This window comes from Streptomyces sp. GbtcB6 (assembly GCF_019091475.1).
GTDB lineage: Bacteria > Actinomycetota > Actinomycetes > Streptomycetales > Streptomycetaceae > Streptomyces > Streptomyces hyaluromycini.
Map to the genome: position 1 here is coordinate 69,306 of NZ_JAGXJL010000040.1, position 16,329 is coordinate 85,634.

Annotated in this window: 14 protein-coding genes and 4 pseudogenes; 6 read left to right on the forward strand and 12 right to left on the reverse strand. The window is 68.5% G+C overall.

Annotated features, from left to right (window positions below):
- Positions 1–16: 16 nt before the first annotated feature.
- The gene (locus KVT45_RS41830; protein WP_217554681.1) at positions 17–229 is read right to left on the reverse strand and encodes a hypothetical protein; all 213 of its coding nucleotides are present in this window, start codon (positions 227–229) and stop codon (positions 17–19) included.
- Between the two features lie 374 nt (positions 230–603).
- Positions 604–1,208 (reverse strand): annotated as a pseudogene (locus KVT45_RS41835) (IS5 family transposase); the annotation flags it as partial.
- Here KVT45_RS41835 and KVT45_RS41840 point away from each other — a divergent pair.
- Positions 1,167–1,853 (forward strand): enoyl-CoA hydratase/isomerase family protein, encoded by a 687-nt coding sequence (locus KVT45_RS41840; RefSeq protein WP_308311027.1) that lies wholly within the window; start codon positions 1,167–1,169, stop codon positions 1,851–1,853. The pseudogene KVT45_RS41835 and the gene KVT45_RS41840 overlap by 42 nt on opposite strands.
- Positions 1,854–2,702: 849 nt before the next feature.
- Here the strand turns inward: KVT45_RS41840 and KVT45_RS41845 are convergent.
- From KVT45_RS41845 to KVT45_RS41855, 3 genes and pseudogenes are all read right to left on the reverse strand, one after another.
- Positions 2,703–3,011, reverse strand: a complete 309-nt coding sequence (locus KVT45_RS41845; RefSeq protein ID WP_217554685.1) for a putative quinol monooxygenase — start codon at positions 3,009–3,011, stop codon at positions 2,703–2,705.
- 208 nt (positions 3,012–3,219) lie between these two features.
- A pseudogene (locus KVT45_RS41850) lies at positions 3,220–3,576 on the reverse strand (SDR family NAD(P)-dependent oxidoreductase); the annotation flags it as partial.
- A gap of 7 nt (positions 3,577–3,583) precedes the next feature.
- Positions 3,584–5,053: an MFS transporter gene (locus KVT45_RS41855; protein WP_217554687.1), complete on the reverse strand. Its 1,470-nt coding sequence runs from the start codon at positions 5,051–5,053 to the stop codon at positions 3,584–3,586.
- Between the two features lie 149 nt (positions 5,054–5,202).
- Between KVT45_RS41855 and KVT45_RS41860 the strand changes: the two genes are divergently transcribed.
- Positions 5,203–5,649, forward strand: a complete 447-nt coding sequence (locus tag KVT45_RS41860; protein ID WP_254648126.1) for a MarR family winged helix-turn-helix transcriptional regulator — start codon at positions 5,203–5,205, stop codon at positions 5,647–5,649.
- A 125-nt stretch (positions 5,650–5,774) separates the two neighbouring features.
- Here the strand turns inward: KVT45_RS41860 and KVT45_RS41865 are convergent.
- Positions 5,775–6,086: pseudogene (locus tag KVT45_RS41865) on the reverse strand (transposase); the annotation flags it as partial.
- An 871-nt stretch (positions 6,087–6,957) separates the two neighbouring features.
- Positions 6,958–7,797, reverse strand: coding sequence for a CAP domain-containing protein (locus KVT45_RS41870; protein WP_217554688.1), 840 nt, complete (start codon positions 7,795–7,797; stop codon positions 6,958–6,960).
- A 978-nt stretch (positions 7,798–8,775) separates the two neighbouring features.
- Between KVT45_RS41870 and KVT45_RS41875 the strand changes: the two genes are divergently transcribed.
- Positions 8,776–9,627, forward strand: coding sequence for a methyltransferase domain-containing protein (locus KVT45_RS41875; RefSeq protein ID WP_217554689.1), 852 nt, complete (start codon positions 8,776–8,778; stop codon positions 9,625–9,627).
- A 47-nt stretch (positions 9,628–9,674) separates the two neighbouring features.
- Positions 9,675–9,896: pseudogene (locus KVT45_RS41880) on the forward strand (IS5/IS1182 family transposase); the annotation flags it as partial.
- Positions 9,897–9,927: 31 nt separating this feature from the next.
- Here the strand turns inward: KVT45_RS41880 and KVT45_RS41885 are convergent.
- Genes KVT45_RS41885 through KVT45_RS41900 form a run of 4 tightly spaced genes read right to left on the reverse strand, consistent with a single transcriptional unit; the run spans position 9,928 to position 12,853 of the window.
- The gene (locus tag KVT45_RS41885) at positions 9,928–10,299 is read right to left on the reverse strand and encodes a DUF2255 family protein (RefSeq protein ID WP_217554690.1); all 372 of its coding nucleotides are present in this window, start codon (positions 10,297–10,299) and stop codon (positions 9,928–9,930) included.
- A gap of 43 nt (positions 10,300–10,342) precedes the next feature.
- Positions 10,343–11,410, reverse strand: a complete 1,068-nt coding sequence (locus KVT45_RS41890; RefSeq protein WP_217554691.1) for an NAD(P)-dependent alcohol dehydrogenase — start codon at positions 11,408–11,410, stop codon at positions 10,343–10,345.
- Between the two features lie 31 nt (positions 11,411–11,441).
- Positions 11,442–12,326, reverse strand: coding sequence for an aldo/keto reductase (locus tag KVT45_RS41895; RefSeq protein WP_217554692.1), 885 nt, complete (start codon positions 12,324–12,326; stop codon positions 11,442–11,444).
- Positions 12,326–12,853 (reverse strand): hypothetical protein, encoded by a 528-nt coding sequence (locus KVT45_RS41900; RefSeq protein WP_217554694.1) that lies wholly within the window; start codon positions 12,851–12,853, stop codon positions 12,326–12,328. The genes KVT45_RS41895 and KVT45_RS41900 overlap by 1 nt, the downstream gene beginning before the upstream one ends.
- 247 nt (positions 12,854–13,100) lie before the next feature.
- Here KVT45_RS41900 and KVT45_RS41905 point away from each other — a divergent pair, with 247 nt between their 5' ends.
- On the forward strand, positions 13,101–13,997 hold the full coding sequence (locus KVT45_RS41905; protein WP_217554696.1) for a helix-turn-helix transcriptional regulator: 897 nt from the start codon (positions 13,101–13,103) through the stop codon (positions 13,995–13,997).
- A gap of 28 nt (positions 13,998–14,025) precedes the next feature.
- Positions 14,026–15,045 carry an aldo/keto reductase gene (locus KVT45_RS41910; protein WP_217554697.1) on the forward strand — a complete coding sequence of 340 codons (1,020 nt, stop codon included), beginning with the start codon at positions 14,026–14,028 and terminating at the stop codon, positions 15,043–15,045.
- 84 nt (positions 15,046–15,129) lie between these two features.
- Here the strand turns inward: KVT45_RS41910 and KVT45_RS41915 are convergent, their stop codons facing one another.
- Entirely contained in the window at positions 15,130–15,993 is an 864-nt protein-coding gene (locus tag KVT45_RS41915) for a bifunctional 5,10-methylenetetrahydrofolate dehydrogenase/5,10-methenyltetrahydrofolate cyclohydrolase (RefSeq protein WP_217554699.1), read from the reverse strand.
- Positions 15,994–16,329: the final 336 nt, after the last annotated feature.

Below are 16,329 nucleotides of genomic sequence, written 5' to 3' on the forward strand. Positions count from 1 at the left end.
GGGCCTGTCCGGCGGATCAACGTTGCGTCGGCGTCGCGCGCCAGGTGAGCCGTTGCCAGCAGCAGCGATATCTGCTGGCCAGCGACCCGGCGCGCCTGCCATGATCGGCTTCATGGCCACGGATATCCATGGATTCATCGAGGTCAGGAACAGCTACATGGACAGCTCCGAGCCCGATGATGACGATGAGCTGTTCTTCCGCTGGCACCCGGCGATTGCTCTGGATCATGTCTACGAGGGCCGGTCCTATGCGGCCTTCGGCTGCCTCTTCGGCGTCCGCGGAGGGTCCTTCGAGCCGCTTGCAGCGCAGCGTGGCTTTCCGCTGGACGCCTCACGCGCTGCAACGCGGGCCTTCGAGTGGGAACGGGAGGACTCGCACAGCCCGTCCTGGATCAGCTGGGCGGAATTGGAAGAGGCTGACTGGGACAGCACGGAATCAATTGCGGGCCATCCGCGCCTGAGACACGTCTCACCCGGCGCCAGGTCGTGCGTGACGAGGACTGGGGTGACGTCTGGTCGGTCATGGCCGTGCTTGCCAAGCGACACGGGGCCGAGAACGTCCGTCTGGTGGTCTGGTTCGATAACTAAGGCTGACCCAGCGGATCAAGGCCGCAGCCAGAGTCGGATCGCTGTGACGGTGACGGTGCCGTGGAAGATGTAGGCCCGTTTGTCATATCTCGTGGCGACGGCCCGGGAGTTCTTGAGGGCGTTGATCGTTCGCTCGACTTCGTTGCGACGCTTGTAGATCGTCTTGTCGAAACTGGTGGGCCGGCCGCCTTGGCTGCCACGGCGCTTGCGGTTGGCCCGCTGGTCCTTCGGCTCGGGGATGGTGTGCTTGATCTGGCGTCTTCGCAGGTAGCGGCGGTTTCGGCGGGATGAGTACGCCTTATCGCCGCCGAGGTGATCGGGACGGGTGCGGGGACGTCCGCCTTCCTCGCGGGTCACCCTGACACGTTCCATGACCGGGATGAGCTGTGGGGCGTCGCCCCATTGGCCAGGCGTGAGCAGGAACGCGAGCGGTCGCCGACCTCCCTCGCCTGCCAGGTGGATTTTGCAGGTCAGTCCGCCCCGGGAGCGTCCGAGTCCCTCGTCGGGGCGGTGCTGCCGGGGCGTGCGTCTTTTCCCGGCACTAGCGGCGGCTTCTTGCGTGCTCCGGCGGCGTGCTGGTGAGCGCGGCACGAGGTCGAGTCCACGCTCACCATCGACCAGCCGTCTTCGAGGGCCTGCAGGGCCTGCTCGCACGGATGGACGCCAGCGCGGACCTCCGCGTCGTCGTCTTCGAGAGTGCGAACCCCGACTTTTACCTTGCCCACTCTGACATGTCCGGCAAGGCAAGGGACTACACCAACAGCGGTGGCCCTTCCGGCGTGAGCATTCTGACGGACACCCTCGTCCGCCTGACCAAGTCCCCTGTGGTGAGCATCGCGAAGATCCGCGGCCGTGCTCGCGGCTTGGGCAGCGAATTCGCCCTCGCCTGTGACATGCGCTTCGCCTCCCGTGAGAACGCCATCCTTGGTCAGCCCGAGGTCGGCGTGGGGGTCATTCCTGGCGCCGGTGGCACGGAGCGTCTTCCCTGGCTGAGCGGCCGAGGCCGTGCGCTGGAAATCATTCTCGGTGCGGACGACTTCGACGCCGACACCGCTGAACGGTACGGCTGGGTCAACCGGTCTCTTCCGGACAGCGAGCTGGACGGCTTCGTCGACAGGCTCGCACGGCGCCTCGCCTCTTTTGACCGGCGCCCGATCGAGGCGGCGAAGAACCTCGTGAACCAGGTCTCCCTGCCGTCCATGGACAGGATCCTCGACGGCCGTAACGCTTTCTACGCCAGCCTTGCCTGGCGCGAAACCCAGTAGCGAGTCGCTGCCCTGTTCAAGCGCGGGATGCAGCAGGAAGGCGACCTGGAAAACCGATTCGGCGCACACCTCGCCGATCTGCTCGACGACTGAATCAGGCGCGGGTGTTCAGCGGGCCGGGGTGATCTGCGGTTGCCGGGTCAATCCTCGATTCAGCGGTGCTTCGAGCGGGGAAGGCGGCGATTTGCGCAGCCCCGGCGGCACGGCGGGCCATCGGTGGGCCGTGGTCAGAGCATCGATCGGGATCCGTGCGCGTCTGACGCACTGCTGTGGCGGTGACGCACGTATGACGCACGAGGCTCGCTGAGAGGTTTGGATTTCGCCTCGAAACCCCATCTGACCTGCGTGTTCCCTGGATTGGGTCAAACTGCACACCTTTCCGATGACGCATCACGTGGAGTGCGTGGCGATTCTTGAGCCGGTCGGAAAGGGTGCCTGACCTGCGGGTTCGGGTGGCGTGCGCTGTGGGCGTTACGGGCGATATCTTGACGCTCATTTGACGCTCGTTCTGATGGGGCGTCAGGCTCACTGAAGTGCTGTTCAGGCCGCGTGCAGCGACGACGGTCAACGTAGGTGTAACTGCATACGAGGGTCTGGCCGTTGGTGTGTCGCTGTCGCGGGACTGCCACCGAGGAGGAAGGGTCCGATACCGGCAAGGCCCGGCGTTGCGGCGAACTTCCGGCATCGCCTTCTCGGCCAGGTTGGGCCGCCCATGGGCAGGAGAGCGGGCGGGGTGTTTCCAGGCGTCCTGCCTGGAAACACATCTCTTCACGCCTCGGGCCCAGGCGGCTCAGGTTTGAGGCGCGGAGTCAACTCCGACGTCCTTGCAAGCGCCGACCATGTACCGAGTCAGCGGATCGTGCCCTTGGCGGTCTCGCCCAGGGCGACGTTGTCGACCTGCCAAATGTCCGCTGGAGCTGCCACCGCGTCGGCGAGGAGCTCGCGGATGCGGGCCATGACCGGGCTGGTGGCATGCGCCTTGAGGTCCTCCGGCCTCGTCCACCGTTCCACAATGAACACCGATTCCCCGTCCGTGTGGACCGCGAACAGTTCGCAGCCCTGCTCCTGATGGATCAACGGCACGGTCTCGGCGTAGGCGTCCAGGACATCCTCGACGTGGCCTGGAAGGGGACGTACGCGCGCAATCACGATCGGCATGTGGGGTGTTTCCTATCCGTGTTGTGAATCAGGGGCGATCTGCCGAGGCAAGTCCACACGGGTTGTGCTGACTTCCCCGGTACGTTCCTGCTGGGGCCCGTGGCCGCAGCCTTCGAAGTGGACTGGGCGATCTCCCGCGATATGCAGGGCCGGCACTCGAGACTTCGGCGCGGCACCTGGCGAGGAGCCCGCTGTCGTGCCCGAGAGGCTACTGGGCGATTTGCGGATACAACGCGGCGAGTTCGCCGGAGAGCCCAGCCTTCACCTGACGGGATGTGTCGTCGGCGAGGACCTCATATGCACTGGACACGACGCCGTCCAGTGCCTGTGCCGCGACGCGCTGTGGAGTGGACTTGTGTGCGTCGATGCGCGAGGCCGGATCTGTGTCGACGTACCCGACGTGGAGGCCGGTGACCTCGATGCCGCGTGGCTTCAGCTCCACTCGCAGCGAGTTGGTCTGCGACCAGAAGGCGGACTTCGACGCGTCGTAGGAGCCGCCCGGCCCGACCCGGGAGACCACGGAGTGGAGTTCGAGGATGTGGCCGCCGCCATCGCGCTCGATCAGATGATGGTCAGGAGCGGACGGGCGCCGCATCGGGGGCATGGGCCGACTTGATGACGGGCCTCAGCGGCTGGTGATGCTTGCCCAGACCGACCCAGGCCACGACGGCGGCGAGCGTCAGCGCTGCGCCGGCGATCACGAAGGTGATCGTGAACTGGCTCTCGGCGGGCAGAGCTGCGTGGATGGCGGGGTAGTTGATCACCTTGGAGGCGAGCAGCGAGGTCACCACCGCGCTCGCGATCGGACTGCCGACCGAGCGGGAGATGGAGTTGATGCCATTGGCGATACCGGTCTGATGCAGCGGAACGCTGGCGGCGATCAGGGCGGGCATGGCGGCGTAACCGAAGGAGATGGCGATACCGGCGAGCATGCCGGCGGTGATGACAGAGCCCTCGGCGCCATGTCCCCAGGCCAGCCATGCGAAGCCTACGACGCCGATCAGTGAGCCGACTCCGAGGGTGGATCGGGCACCGATCCGCCGAACCAGCTGTCCGCCGATCGGGCTCGCTGCCAGCGCGATCAGGGCACCTGGCAGGAGGTACTCGACGGAGGCCCGCAGTACGGAGGCGGTGAAGCCGTAGCCGGTGAGCTGTGCGGGCATCTGAACGAGGTAGGAGACACCGATGAACTGAGCAAAGGACGCGAAGCCGACGAAGAGCCCGGCCAGGTTGGTGAAGAGCACCTGGCGGTGGATGAACATCCGCATGTCCACCAGCGGGTTGGCCACCCGGAGTTCGACCAGGACCCAGAGCGCGGCGGCCAGTGCGGAACCGCCCAGGCAGCCCAGCACGCGAGCCGAGGACCAGCCCCACTCGTGGCCCTGGGAGATGCCCAGCAGCAAAAGGACCAGGAAGATGGCCAGAGTCAGTGCGCCGAGGACGTCTATCCGGCCGCCCGTGGGCGACCCGCCGTGCGGGACGGCGACCGCGACTGCGGCCAGGGCGAGGGCGGTCAGCGCAGTGGAGAACCAGAACACCAGGTGGTAGTTCGGGTCCGAGCCCTGGGTGAGCAGGCCCGTGGCTACCAGAGAGAGCCCGCTTCCGAACGCCAGGGTGCCGCTGACCAGGGCCATCGCCCCGTGCAGTTTCTCGTGCGGGACCTCGTCGCGAATGACCGACAGAGCGAGCGGGAAGATCGCGGTGGCGGATCCCTGCAGGACCCGGCCGACGATGAGCAGGGCGAGCGAGGTCGTGGTCGCAGCGATCACCGAGCCGACCAGCATCACCGTCATCACCGCCAGCAGCGTGCGTTTCTTGCCGTACTGGTCACCGACTCGGCCCAGGAGCGGGGTGAAGACCGCCGCCGAGAGCAGCGCGGCGGTGGTCACCCAGCTGACCCCGGACGCGCTGGTGTCCAGGTCTTTCTGAAGCAGCGCAAGGATCGGGATGACCTGGGTCTGGGCCATCGCCACGATCATCGCGGCCAGGCCGAGCGAGACGACGAGGGAGGTGCTGCCGCGTTCGCGGGCATTGTGGCTCATCAGGGCCGGATCTTTCTTGATGAGGGGTTCGGTCTGGTGCGGATCGAACCAAAGACTTGAAGACTTAGATGGTTAAGGTCATGAAGCAATGGTGAAGGTAGATCTCGATGATTGAGGATGTCAAGTAACGTCGCGTACACTTCGGAGCTATGAGCCAGTCCGTTCCGGCCGCCCCAGCCGTCCCCGCGCCCGCCCAGCTCATGGACCAGCTGGCCGCCGCCGCTGCCGCCTACTATCGGCACTTCACTGCCCTGGCGGCCGAGCGCGGCCTGACCCTCGTGCAGGGCAAGACCCTCAGCCTGTTGCGAGAACCGAGGTCGATGCGCAGTCTCGCGGACTTGCTCGCCTGCGACGCCTCGAACATGACTGGCGTTGTGGACCGCCTCGAGTCGCGGGGGCTGGTTCGGCGCGAGGTCGATCCGGCCGATCGACGGATCAAGAACGTGCTGCTCACCGAGGCAGGTGAGCAAACCGTCCGCCTGATCCGCGCGGAGATGATGTCCAGCCTCACCGGGCTTGAACAAATGAGCGAGGATGAGCGGCGCGACTTCCAGGCCCTGCTGTGCCGAGTCTTCCCTGGCACTGCCGCAACCTGACGGAGGGGCGGAGCAAGAGACGCATGTCGCTTCCGGACCCGGGCGACGTCAGGCACGTCTGTCGTTGCGAGGTCACGTCCGCTGGAGTGGTGTGTCGACGGCCACTCGGTGATCTCGTTTTGGGGCTATGCGGTGAGTTCGGCGGGCAGGGCGGTCTCGTCGGTTTCTGACTCGATCGGGCGGAGGCGGGCCTTGGCCAGGAGGTCGAGTCCCGCGTAGCGGCGGGCTTCGGTCCATGCGTCGTTCTGCTCGGCCGGCACCGCTCCGACCAGGCGGATGAGGGCGGTGCGGTCGGGGAAGACGCCGACCACGTCGGTGCGGCTGCGGATCTCCTTGTTCAGCCGCTCCTGTGGATTGTTCGACCAGATCTGCCGCCAGATCTCGCGCGGGAATGCGGTGAACGCCGGCAGGTCGTGCTGGGCGGACTTCGGAACCTGGCAGAGCAAATTTCGGGCGTAGTGCGTGCAGGGCCCGCCGATCGCCGGCGCCGTCCTCGGGCCACGGCACGACGGCACCAAGGGCCCGGGCGCCAACCCGGCTCCACATCAGCCCCTCGACAACGGCCGAGACCGGATCGGCGGCGGTGTGGTCCTTCAGGACGCGGACGACCCCAGCGCCTGGCCGACCTCCGGACGACTGTTCTACCCGGCCGTCGGGCGGGGCCGCGCCTCGGCTCCGCCTTCGGGTACGTCTTCGTGGGGTGCATTCGAGGGTGGGCGGTGGTGTGTCCACCCTCGCAGTGGCCGGGTGCCTGCAGTTGCCCTTTTCAGCCTGGCGGTGACACACGTATGACGCACGAGGCTCTCGGAGGGGTCCTGCATGTTTCCCGGGCAGGCGCAAACTGCGCACCTTCCCGATGACGCATCACGTGGAGTGCGTCGCGGTCCTTGAACCGGTCGGGAAGAGCGTCTGACCTGCGGTTTTGTTTGTGCGGATGATGTGCGGTGCGGGCGTTACGGGCGATATCCTGGCGCTGAAATGACGCTCGCTCTGATGGAGTGTCAGGTGCGATGGCGGGCTGATCAGGCCACCTTAAGCGGAGGGGTGCCGAAGGTTTCTCCGAAGGAGTGAGGCGTCAGCCGCCGGGGGGATCTTCTTGAAGTTTTCCACCTGTGGGCACTGACCTGCGGTGACGCAGTCCGTATCGCTGGCGACGTGCAACGTCCCCCACTCGTGTACGACACGGCATTCACCTGCCGTGCCCACCGCCGCTCCCGCTCCGGCCGCGTCCCCTCCGGCAAGGACCTCGGCGTGGGCCTGCCGGAGGCGACTCGGCGGAGAGCTACGCCGACCGCAGGCGGCACCCGCTCAAAGGGCGGTGCCGAAGTCCTGGGTCCAGTAGCTGTTGGGCTGGGCGAGACCGACGCCGATCTCCTTGAACGTGCAGTTGAGGATGTTGGCCTTGTGGCCAGGGCTGGCCATCCAGCCCGCCATGACCTGCTCGGGAGAGGCGTAACCGTAGGCCACGTTCTCGCCGTAGGCGCTCCAGGTGTACCCGGCACTGGTGATCCGGTCTCCGGGAGAGGAGCCGTCGGACCCGATGTGCGACATGTTCTGGTGAAGCGCCATGTCCTCACTGTGTGCCTGTGCGACCTTGGACAGGGTCGTGTTCAGGGTCAGGGCCGAACAGCCGACCTTGCTGCGCTCGGCATTGACGAGTTCCACGATGCGAGCGACGACTCCGGACGCCGTGGCGGTGGCCTTCGGGGTGCTCGACGGCTTGGGGGTCGCGGAAGCAGCGGCGGTGGTGGTGTTCCGGGTGCTGGGCGACGCGGTGGTGCTGGGCTTGGGAGCGGTGGTCCGTGCGGTGTGCCAAGGCGCTTTGGTCTTCGGCCTCCGCACGGTGGTCTTCCCGGCGCTGGCAGAGGAGTGAGAAGTCTTCGCGGCGCTCGCGGAGGCGCTCGGCGCCGCCGACGCTGTCCGCGAGGGCTCGCCGGCCTGGTCGGTGTTCCAGGGGCGGCCCCAGTTCGCGTCGTTCCACCAGCCCGTCGTGTTCGTTGCGCTGTTCTCGGCGCTGTTGGACCGCTGTCCGCCGCTGTCGGGCCAGTTGGTACAGGCCATGGCGGCGGACGGTATGCCCACGGTGCCCACGGCGACGGCAGCGATGACTATCCGCCGGTAATGCGTTTTCTTGCGATGTTTACCCATGCGTAACCCGCTCCTGAGCTGCGGCGTCGTCCTGCGGGTCGTCATTCTTAGGACGTCTTCACATGGAGCGCAAAGGGCTTCGGTACTAGCTCGCTTCGTAGGCTCGGGCGGCCCTTGCCATGGGAGCGGGGCGCACTGGTCCGTTTTCCGGGGCCTCTGCGGAATTCTGTCGCCCCGTCAGGATCCCCTGTGTGTACGCAGAACGGATGAAGGCGGCTCGCGGGCAGAGGGTCGTGAATCCAGACGCGACGCATGCGCGCCCCAAGCCGGACAAGTCCCATATGTCGTGAGAGTGGCCTCTACTATCCGGCACGCCTAGGTACCGGATTCGGTGTGACGTATGTCATGGGATCATGCACTCTGGTCCCGGCCTGACCTGGATGCCATGGGCCAGAGTGCGGAGTGGGCGAAGCTGCGTCGGGCAAGCCCCGTACGGCAGGGATACGGCCGCCAGGAAATCGCCCACAGCACGGCCTGGGCGGGCCTCGCGCGTCGGGCGCGTACGAGCGCACGGGTCGAGAGTGAGCAGGGACGCCGGGGCCAGGGAGCCTGACTTCGACGAGAACGGACGCTCGACTTTGCCGTGACGGTCGAGGGAACGTCCTGACGCTCGCCTGACGCTGATTTCGCTGGGACGTCAGGGGTCTCGGACCGGAGATCGACGGCTACGTCTCGACCGGCCCTTCGGCTCGTCGGCCACACCCTTGGCCTTCACGAGGGTGACACCGACAGTGAGGGAGCTCCGAGTCGGTGACGCCGATGCTCGTAGACTCATGGCGTGGCATTCATGAGCACCCCGCACTGCTGCTTCCTGTGACCGGAAGGCGCTGAGGGCGATGCCGGACGGCGTCGCCCTCCTTGGTGTGCCTGCTGCGTGAACCACGTTCCCGACGCTGCCCGTTCCTTCCTGAGGCAGTGACGCGCTCGAGCGCGCGTGCAGGCACGGTCTCTTCCTTCCGCCCTTGCCAGGAGTGCCTCGTGCCCGTGTCGCTTCCCCCTGCCCTCGAACTGTCCCTCGACCTGCTGTGCTGCCCGACGTGCCGCACGCGCCGTCTGCACCCCGTCCGCGGCGCACTGCGCTGTCCGGTGGGCCACACCTTCGACATCGCCCGTCACGGCTACGCCGGCCTGCTGACGGGCACCCGCGCCACCAGCGGCGATGACACAGCCATGGTCCAGGCCCGGAACCGGTTCCTGTCCACCGGCACCTACGCGCCCATCCGCAAAGTCGGGGCCCGCCTGGCGATCGATACCGCGCCTGAGCAGGCCACGGTCGTGGACGTGGGATGCGGCACGGGCTACTACCTGGCCGGCGTACTCGACCGGCTGCCCGGCGCCCGTGGTCTGGGTCTGGACACATCGGTGCGCGCGCTGCGCTCGGCAGCCCGTGCCCACGACCGAGGCGCCGCGGTGGCCTGGGACGTCTTCCGTCCCTTCCCGCTGGCCGACGGGGTGGCCGATGTCGTGCTGGACGTGTTCGCCCCGCGCAACCCGGCCGAGTTCTACCGCGTGCTGCGCCCGACCGGCCGGTTGATCGTGGTCCGTCCCACGGGGCGGCACCTGGCCGAGCTGCGCGGCCGGTTGCCTGCGATGGTCACGATCGACCCGGCCAAGGAACAGCGCCTGCACCGGGCGTTGGACCCCTTCTTCGAGGCCGCCGTCACTGAAGAGGTGGAATACTCCGCGACTCTGTCCAGGCAGGATGCCCTGGACCTGGTGGCGATGACGCCGAGCGCCCGCCATGTGAGCCGTACAGACCTGACCGATGACGGCTGCCTGCCCGATCAGGTCACCGTCTCCGTGCTGGCCACCGCCTACCAGCCTCGGTGACCACGAGCGGGCGCATGCTCCTGCCGACCGACGAGCAGTGGGCCCGCCTGGTGGGCGACATCCGGGTTCCGCGAATCGGCCGCGGCAGGCCGCGCACCACACCGGACGCTCTGCTCGCGGACAAGGCGTGCTCCTCGAAGCAGGTCCGTGCGGACCTCGCAGCCCGTGGCATCCGCACCGTGGTCCCTGAACGCGCCGATCAGCAGGCCAACCGCAGGAGAAAGGGCCGCAGCGGCGGACGCCCCCGCGCTCTGGACACCGACGGATGGTGCTCCTTGGAGGGTGGGTGTGGGGCAGGGGTCAGCGGGGTTCGAGGCGCAGGGTGGAGGCGCGGGCCCGGTCGGTCAGGACGTGTTCGACGATGCTGGTGTAACGGCCGTACTTCTCCTGGTAGGCCGCGTCCACATCGGCGTACTCGCCGGGATCGGCGTCGTGGAAGGCGACGTCGGCCCGGACGCCTCCGGCCTCGACACGTCCCTGGTGGCGGGAGCGTGCGCCCCGGTACCAGGGGCCGTCGGCGCCCTTGACCGAGCGGACGTAGAGCCGGTCGCCCGCGCGGACGACCCACATGGTCACGGGGGCACGGAGGGTGCGGTCGCCGCGTTCGGACTCCAGGTCCAGTTCTTCCGCCGCGCCGATCTTTCTCAGGTCGGAGTCGTTCCAGGTGGTCATGGTCCTCATCTTCCGTGGGCGGGGGCCGACGTGCGGGAGTGCGTCACGCCTGCGGGGCGGCGAAGGTCGCGCCGTCGACCACGAACCGGTAGCGGACGTCAGAGGCGAGGATCCGCTCGTAGGCGGTGTTGATGTCCCGCGCGCCGATCAGCTCGATGTCGGCGCTCACGCCGTGCTCGGCCGCGAAGTCGAGCATCTCCTGCGTCTCGGCGATGCCGCCGAACAGCGACCCCGCGTAGGACCGGCCGTTCTGGCACAGGGCGAGGACGTCCATCGGCATCGGCTCCGTCGTCACCCCGGCATTCACCATGGTGCCGTGCAGACGCAGCATCCCGAGGTGGTCGGGGAGGGACACGGGTGCGCTGACGGTGTTCAGGATGATGTCGAAGGTGTTGGCCAGTTCGGTGAACGCCGAGCCGTCACCGGTCACGGCGTAGTGGTCGGCGCCGAGGGCCATGGCGGCCTCGCGCTTGCTGCCGGACCGGGACAGCACGGTCACGTCGGCGCCCATCGCCTTGGCCATCTTCACGCCGAGGTGGCCCAGGCCGCCGAGGCCGACGACCGCGGCCTTGGTACCGGGCCGGGCGCCGAACCGCTTGAGCGGGGCGTAGACGGTGATGCCGGCGCACAGCAGGGGAGCGGCGGCCGCCGGGGCGAGGGCTTCGGGCACGCGGACGACGAAGTCCTCAGGGGCGACGATCGCCTCGGAGTAGCCGCCCTGGGTGTGCGAGCCCGGTTCGACGGGGTCGGGGCTGCCGAAGACCAGGGTGTGGCCCTTGAGGCAGTACTGCTCCTGGCCGGCCCGGCAGTTCTCGCACTCACGGCAGGAGTTGACCATGCAGCCGATGCCGACCAGGTCGCCGGCCTGGTGGCGGGTGACCTCGGAGCCGACCTCGGTCACCCGGCCGACGATCTCGTGGCCGGGGACGAGCGGACTGACCGGCAGCGGGCCGAACGCACCGCCGGCGAAGTTGATGTCGGAGTGGCAGATACCGCAGTAGAGGATGTCGAGCCTGACATCGTGCGGGCCGACGTCCCGGCGCTCGATGGTCAGGGCGGTGAGCGGCTTGCCTGCTTCGTGGGTGCCGAACGCGTTGACAGTGGTGGACACGGTGATTCCTGTGCGTGGGTGAGAGGTGAGGTCAGGCTTCGGGGATGGCGCGGCCGTAGGCGGCGAGGGTGATGTTCTCGGGTTCGGGGCCGCCGCGGCGGCCGGTCTCCAGGGCGTCGAGGGCCTTCAGCTCGTCCTTGGTCAGCTCGAAGTCGAACACGTCGATGTTCTCGGCGATGCGGTGGCGCCTGGTCGACTTGGGGATCACGGAGCGGCCGTGCTCCAGGCCCCAGCGGAGCAGCACCTGGGCGGGACTCTTGCCGTGCGCCTCGGCGATGCCGGTGACGACCGAGTCCTCCAGGACACTTCTGCGGTTCTCGCCGTACCCCGGGTAGAAGGTGATGCCGCCGATGGGGGACCACGCCTGGTTGAGGATGCCGTGCTCGTCGTCGAAGTCGAGGACGGCGCGCTGCTGGAAGTAGGGGTGGATCTCCAGCTGGTTGACCGCGGGGACGACGGTGGCGGCGTCGAGCAGCGCGGTCAAGTGGTCGACCATGAAATTGCTGACGCCGATGGCCCGGACCCTGCCGTCGGCCAAGAGCTTCTCCAGAGCGCGGTAGGCGGCGAGGGTCCTGTCGAAGTCCGACGGGAGGGCCTGGTGCAGGATGAGCAGGTCGATGCGGTCGACGCCCAGCTTGGCGGCGCTCTTGTCGAAGCCGTGCAGGGTCTCGTCGTAGCCGTAGTCGCTGATCCAGATCTTCGTCTCGATGAAGATGTCGTCCCGGGGGACTGCGGATTCGCGGATGGCCCGGCCGACCTCGCGTTCGTTGCCGTACGCGGCGGCGGTGTCGATGTGCCGGTAGCCGAGGTCGAGCGCGGCCGTGACGGCGGCCCGGGTCTCGTCCGGCGGGGTCTGGAAGACGCCGAGCCCGAGGGCGGGCATCTCGACGCCGTTGTTGAGGGTGAGGGTCTGCATCACAGGGACCTTTCGGTAGGGGTGGCCCGGGAGGGCACGATGAGGGTCACGACGGCCAGGACCGCCAGGGCGAGCAGGACGGCGGAGCCGGTCAGGGCGGCGCCCGAGCGGGCCGCGATGTCGGCGGCCTCGTGGCCGGTGGAGACGGTGGCGGCCACGGCGGTCAGGATGCTCAGGCTCAGCGCGCACCACCGGCTCCGCGCGGCTCCGGCCAGGAGCGAGCCCGGCGAGAAGACGATCGAGGAAGAGAGGAACAGTCTGCGGTGTCCGAACAGGTCACCGCCCCGGGCGCCCAGGAGCAGCACCCCGCCGCAGATGATCGAGTCGTCCAGGATGACCATCAAACAGCCGACGAAGATGATCGCCAGGATCACTGTCGCGTGGACCGGGGTCCTGTGCGGCCGCGGCGCCGGGCGCGGCGTGGTGCCGGTCGGGTCACCTGGTGCTTCGGCGGCTCCCCGAAGGTCCGGGCCGGCTGTACGCCCGGTGCGGACGTCGCCGGTTCCCGGCAGAGGCGCTGTGCGCACGGTGCTCCTCCGGACAGATCGGTCTCTGGTTCGGGCCCGGTCGTGATCGGCCGGGACCTCGGCCTTTTCCAGAGAACCGCGCCTCGGCCCGCGGGTGGGAGTCACTGCTCTTCCAGGTAATGGCAGTACCTCGCAGGCACTTGCCGACCGATCTACCGTGAGGAGACCGGCACAGGATTCACGACGATCAGAAGGAGCCACCGCATGTCCGCCCTCGCTGCCACCGCAGAAGCTCCGGGGCCTGAGCATGGCTGACACCGGCAGGAAGACCCTGGCCGCCGAGGTCCGCGAGTTCCTGAGCACCCGGCGGGCCCGGATCACCCCGGAGCAGGCCGGGCTGCCGGTCTACGGCGGGAACCGCCGGGTCGCCGGCCTCCGCCGCGAGGAGGTCGCCCTGCTCGCGGGCATGAGCGTGGACTACTACATCCGGCTCGAGCGCGGGAATCTCACCGGTGCTTCGGACTCGGTGCTCGACGCCCTCGCGCAAGCACTCCAGCTGGACGAGGCCGAACGCACCCACCTCTACGACCTCGCCCGCACGGCGACGCCGTCGGGTCGACGGCCCACGGTGACCGCGTCCCGGGTGCGGCCCACGATCATGCGGCTGCTCGACTCGATGACCGACGTGCCGGCCTACGTGCGCAACGCGCGCTTCGACATCCTGGCCGCCAACACGCTGGGACGGGCGCTGTACGCACCCGTCTTCGACTCGCCGCTGTTCGCCCGGCGCGGTCCGGTCAACAGCGCCCGCTTCATGTTCCTCGATCCCGCCAGCCAGGAGTTCTGGACGGACTGGGAAAAGGGCGCCGACGACGCGGTCGCCTTCCTGCGCACCGAGACGGGTCGGGCACCCCACGACAAGGCGCTCACCGATCTGATCGGAGAGCTGACGACCAGGAGTGACGCCTTCGCCCGCCGGTGGGCCCGCCATGACGTGAAGTTCCACCGCTCCGGCGTCAAGAACCTTCACCACCCGCTGGTCGGTGATCTCGCGTTGCCCTACGAGGCGATGGACCTGCCGGCCGATCCCGGCCTGCGCCTCAACTTCTACACCCCGGAACCGGACTCCCGGGAGCGGGAGGCCCTGGGCCTGCTCGCCAGCTGGGCGGGTTCCGGCACCGCCGTCCGCACCGTGCACGACTGACCACCACACGATCGAGGAGAACCGTTTCATGCAGTACCGACCGCTCGGCCGCACCGGCGTCCGGGTCAGCCCGCTCTGCCTGGGTGCGATGATGTTCGGCCCCTGGGGCAACGAGGACGAGGCCGATTCGATCCGGATCATCCACCGCGCCCTCGACGCAGGGCTCAACTTCGTCGACACCGCGGACGTGTACTCCGCCGGCGTCTCGGAGGAGATCGTCGGCAAGGCCCTGAAAGACCGCCGCGAGGACGTGTTCCTGGCGACCAAGTTCTTCATGCCGATGGCCCAGGACGACCCCAACCAGCGTGGCGGCTCGCGGCGTTGGATCATCCGCGAGGTGGAGAACTCCCTGCGGCGGCTCGGCACCGACCACATCGACCTCTACCAGGTCCACCGCCCCAGCCCCGACACCGACGTCTCGGAAACCCTCGGCGCCCTCTCCGACCTCGTCCACCAGGGCAAGGTCCGTTACATCGGATCCTCGTCCTACTCCGGCTCCCAGATCGTCGAGGCCCAGTGGGTCTCGCGCGAGCGGAACCTGGAGCGGTTCGTGACCGAGCAGCCGCCGTACTCGATCCTGGTCCGCGGCATCGAGGAGGACGTGCTTCCCACCGCGCGCCGCCATGGCATGGGCACCCTCACCTACAGTCCGCTGTCCGGAGGCTGGCTCTCCGGCCGCTACCGCAAGCACGCCACCGAGGGGCCCGCCTCCGCGGCCCGCCCCCAGGCACGCTTCGACATGAGTACCCCCGCCAACCGGCGCAAGCTCGACGCCGTCGAACAACTCGCCGTGCTGGCGGAGAAGGCCGGTCTCACGCTCATCGAGCTCGCCGTCGCCTTCGTCATCAACCACCCCGGCGTCACCTCGGCGATCATCGGGCCCCGCACCATGGAACAGCTGGAGGCGTTCCTGCCCGCCGCCGATGTCACGCTGTCGGCCGACGTGCTCGACGCCATCGACGAGATCGTCGCCCCCGGCGTCACGGTCAACCCGGTCGACAACAGCTACGGCGACTTCGAGCTGCGCGCCGACCAGCGGCGGCGGTGAGGCGAGCAGCTCGGCAGGTCACGGGCGGCCGACCCGCTCGACGCGCCGGCTCCCGTGCGAGTGCTTCGGATCCCCGGCCCCGGGTCATGCCGGCACGGTCTGCCGTTCGGTGCCCCACTCGGCGGCGCGCAGGGTGTTGACCACGAGCATCGCGATGGTCATCGGCCCGACCCCGCCGGGCACGGGCGTGATGCGCCCGGCGATGCCGTCCAGTTCGGCGGCACGGACGTCTCCCGTGAGTCCGGTGGGGGTGCGGTGGATGCCGACGTCGATGACGGTGGCGCCGGGTTTGACGTGTTCGGGGCCGACGAGGCCGCGTACTCCTGTGGCCACCACCACGATCTCGGCAGGCCGGGTGACGGCTGCGAGGTCCGCGGTGAACTCGTGGGCGACCGACACGGTGGCGCCCCGCCGCAGCAGCAGCTGCGTCAGCGGGCTTCCCACCAACTCACCCCAGCCGACCATGGCAACGCACGCGCCCCTGAGCTCGATGCCCTCGGCGTCGAGGAGTTCGATCACACCGCTCGGCGTGCAGGGGCGCAGTCCGCGCTCACCACGGGCCAGCCGGCCGGCGCTCGCGGTGGTCAGGCCGTCCACGTCCTTGGCGACGGGGATGCGGTCGATCAGGGTCGCGGCAGTCAGGTGGGGCGGCAGAGGCAGCTGCAGGAGAATCCCGGACACCTCCGGATCGTGGGCCAACTCATCGATGACGGTGGCGACTTCGAGCTGTGTGGCCCGCTCGGGCAGCTGCCGGTGGAAGTCGCGCATACCGGCCTCTCGGATGGCCCGGCGTTTGGCGGCGACGTAGACGGCGCTCGCCGGGTCGTCGCCGACGAGGACGGTGGCGAGCCCGGGCACGCGTCCCGAGCGTGCGGCCTCGGCGACCCGGTCGGCGACCGAGGCCCGGATCCGCCGGGCGATCTTCGAACCGTCGATCCTGCTTGTCATGGTGGCGAACCGCCTTCTGCTGGTGAACGATTCGCCCGGTGGAGAGGACCGCGTGCCGGATACGGCCTGGGCGGCCGCGGCTGTACGGCGCCGGAACCTGTTGGTGCCCTCCGGCGCGCGACAAGACCACCTGTCCCTGTGCCGGGCGGTTTGCCTGTCGGAATACGGGAGTTGCCAGGCGAAGACGATGGTGTGTTTGCCGTTGCGGATGACCCTGTCCTCCGCATGCCAGAGCACGGCGCGCGAAAGGACGGCCCGTTCGACGTCGGCGCCGCGACGGGCGAGGTCCGCGGCCGTGTCCGCGTGGCTGACGCGAACGACGTCCTGCTCGATGAT

Coding starts and splice junctions, on each gene's coding strand:
- KVT45_RS41830 (WP_217554681.1), bottom strand. CDS start 229: ATGATCCAGAGCAATCGCCGGGTGCCAGCGGAAGAACAGCTCATCGTC.
- KVT45_RS41845 (WP_217554685.1), bottom strand. CDS start 3,011: ATGCCGATCGTGATTGCGCGCGTACGTCCCCTTCCAGGCCACGTCGAG.
- KVT45_RS41855 (WP_217554687.1), bottom strand. CDS start 5,053: ATGAGCCACAATGCCCGCGAACGCGGCAGCACCTCCCTCGTCGTCTCG.
- KVT45_RS41860 (WP_254648126.1), top strand. CDS start 5,203: ATGAGCCAGTCCGTTCCGGCCGCCCCAGCCGTCCCCGCGCCCGCCCAG.
- KVT45_RS41870 (WP_217554688.1), bottom strand. CDS start 7,797: ATGGGTAAACATCGCAAGAAAACGCATTACCGGCGGATAGTCATCGCT.
- KVT45_RS41885 (WP_217554690.1), bottom strand. CDS start 10,299: ATGACCACCTGGAACGACTCCGACCTGAGAAAGATCGGCGCGGCGGAA.
- KVT45_RS41895 (WP_217554692.1), bottom strand. CDS start 12,326: ATGCAGACCCTCACCCTCAACAACGGCGTCGAGATGCCCGCCCTCGGG.
- KVT45_RS41905 (WP_217554696.1), top strand. CDS start 13,101: ATGGCTGACACCGGCAGGAAGACCCTGGCCGCCGAGGTCCGCGAGTTC.
- KVT45_RS41910 (WP_217554697.1), top strand. CDS start 14,026: ATGCAGTACCGACCGCTCGGCCGCACCGGCGTCCGGGTCAGCCCGCTC.
- KVT45_RS41915 (WP_217554699.1), bottom strand. CDS start 15,993: ATGACAAGCAGGATCGACGGTTCGAAGATCGCCCGGCGGATCCGGGCC.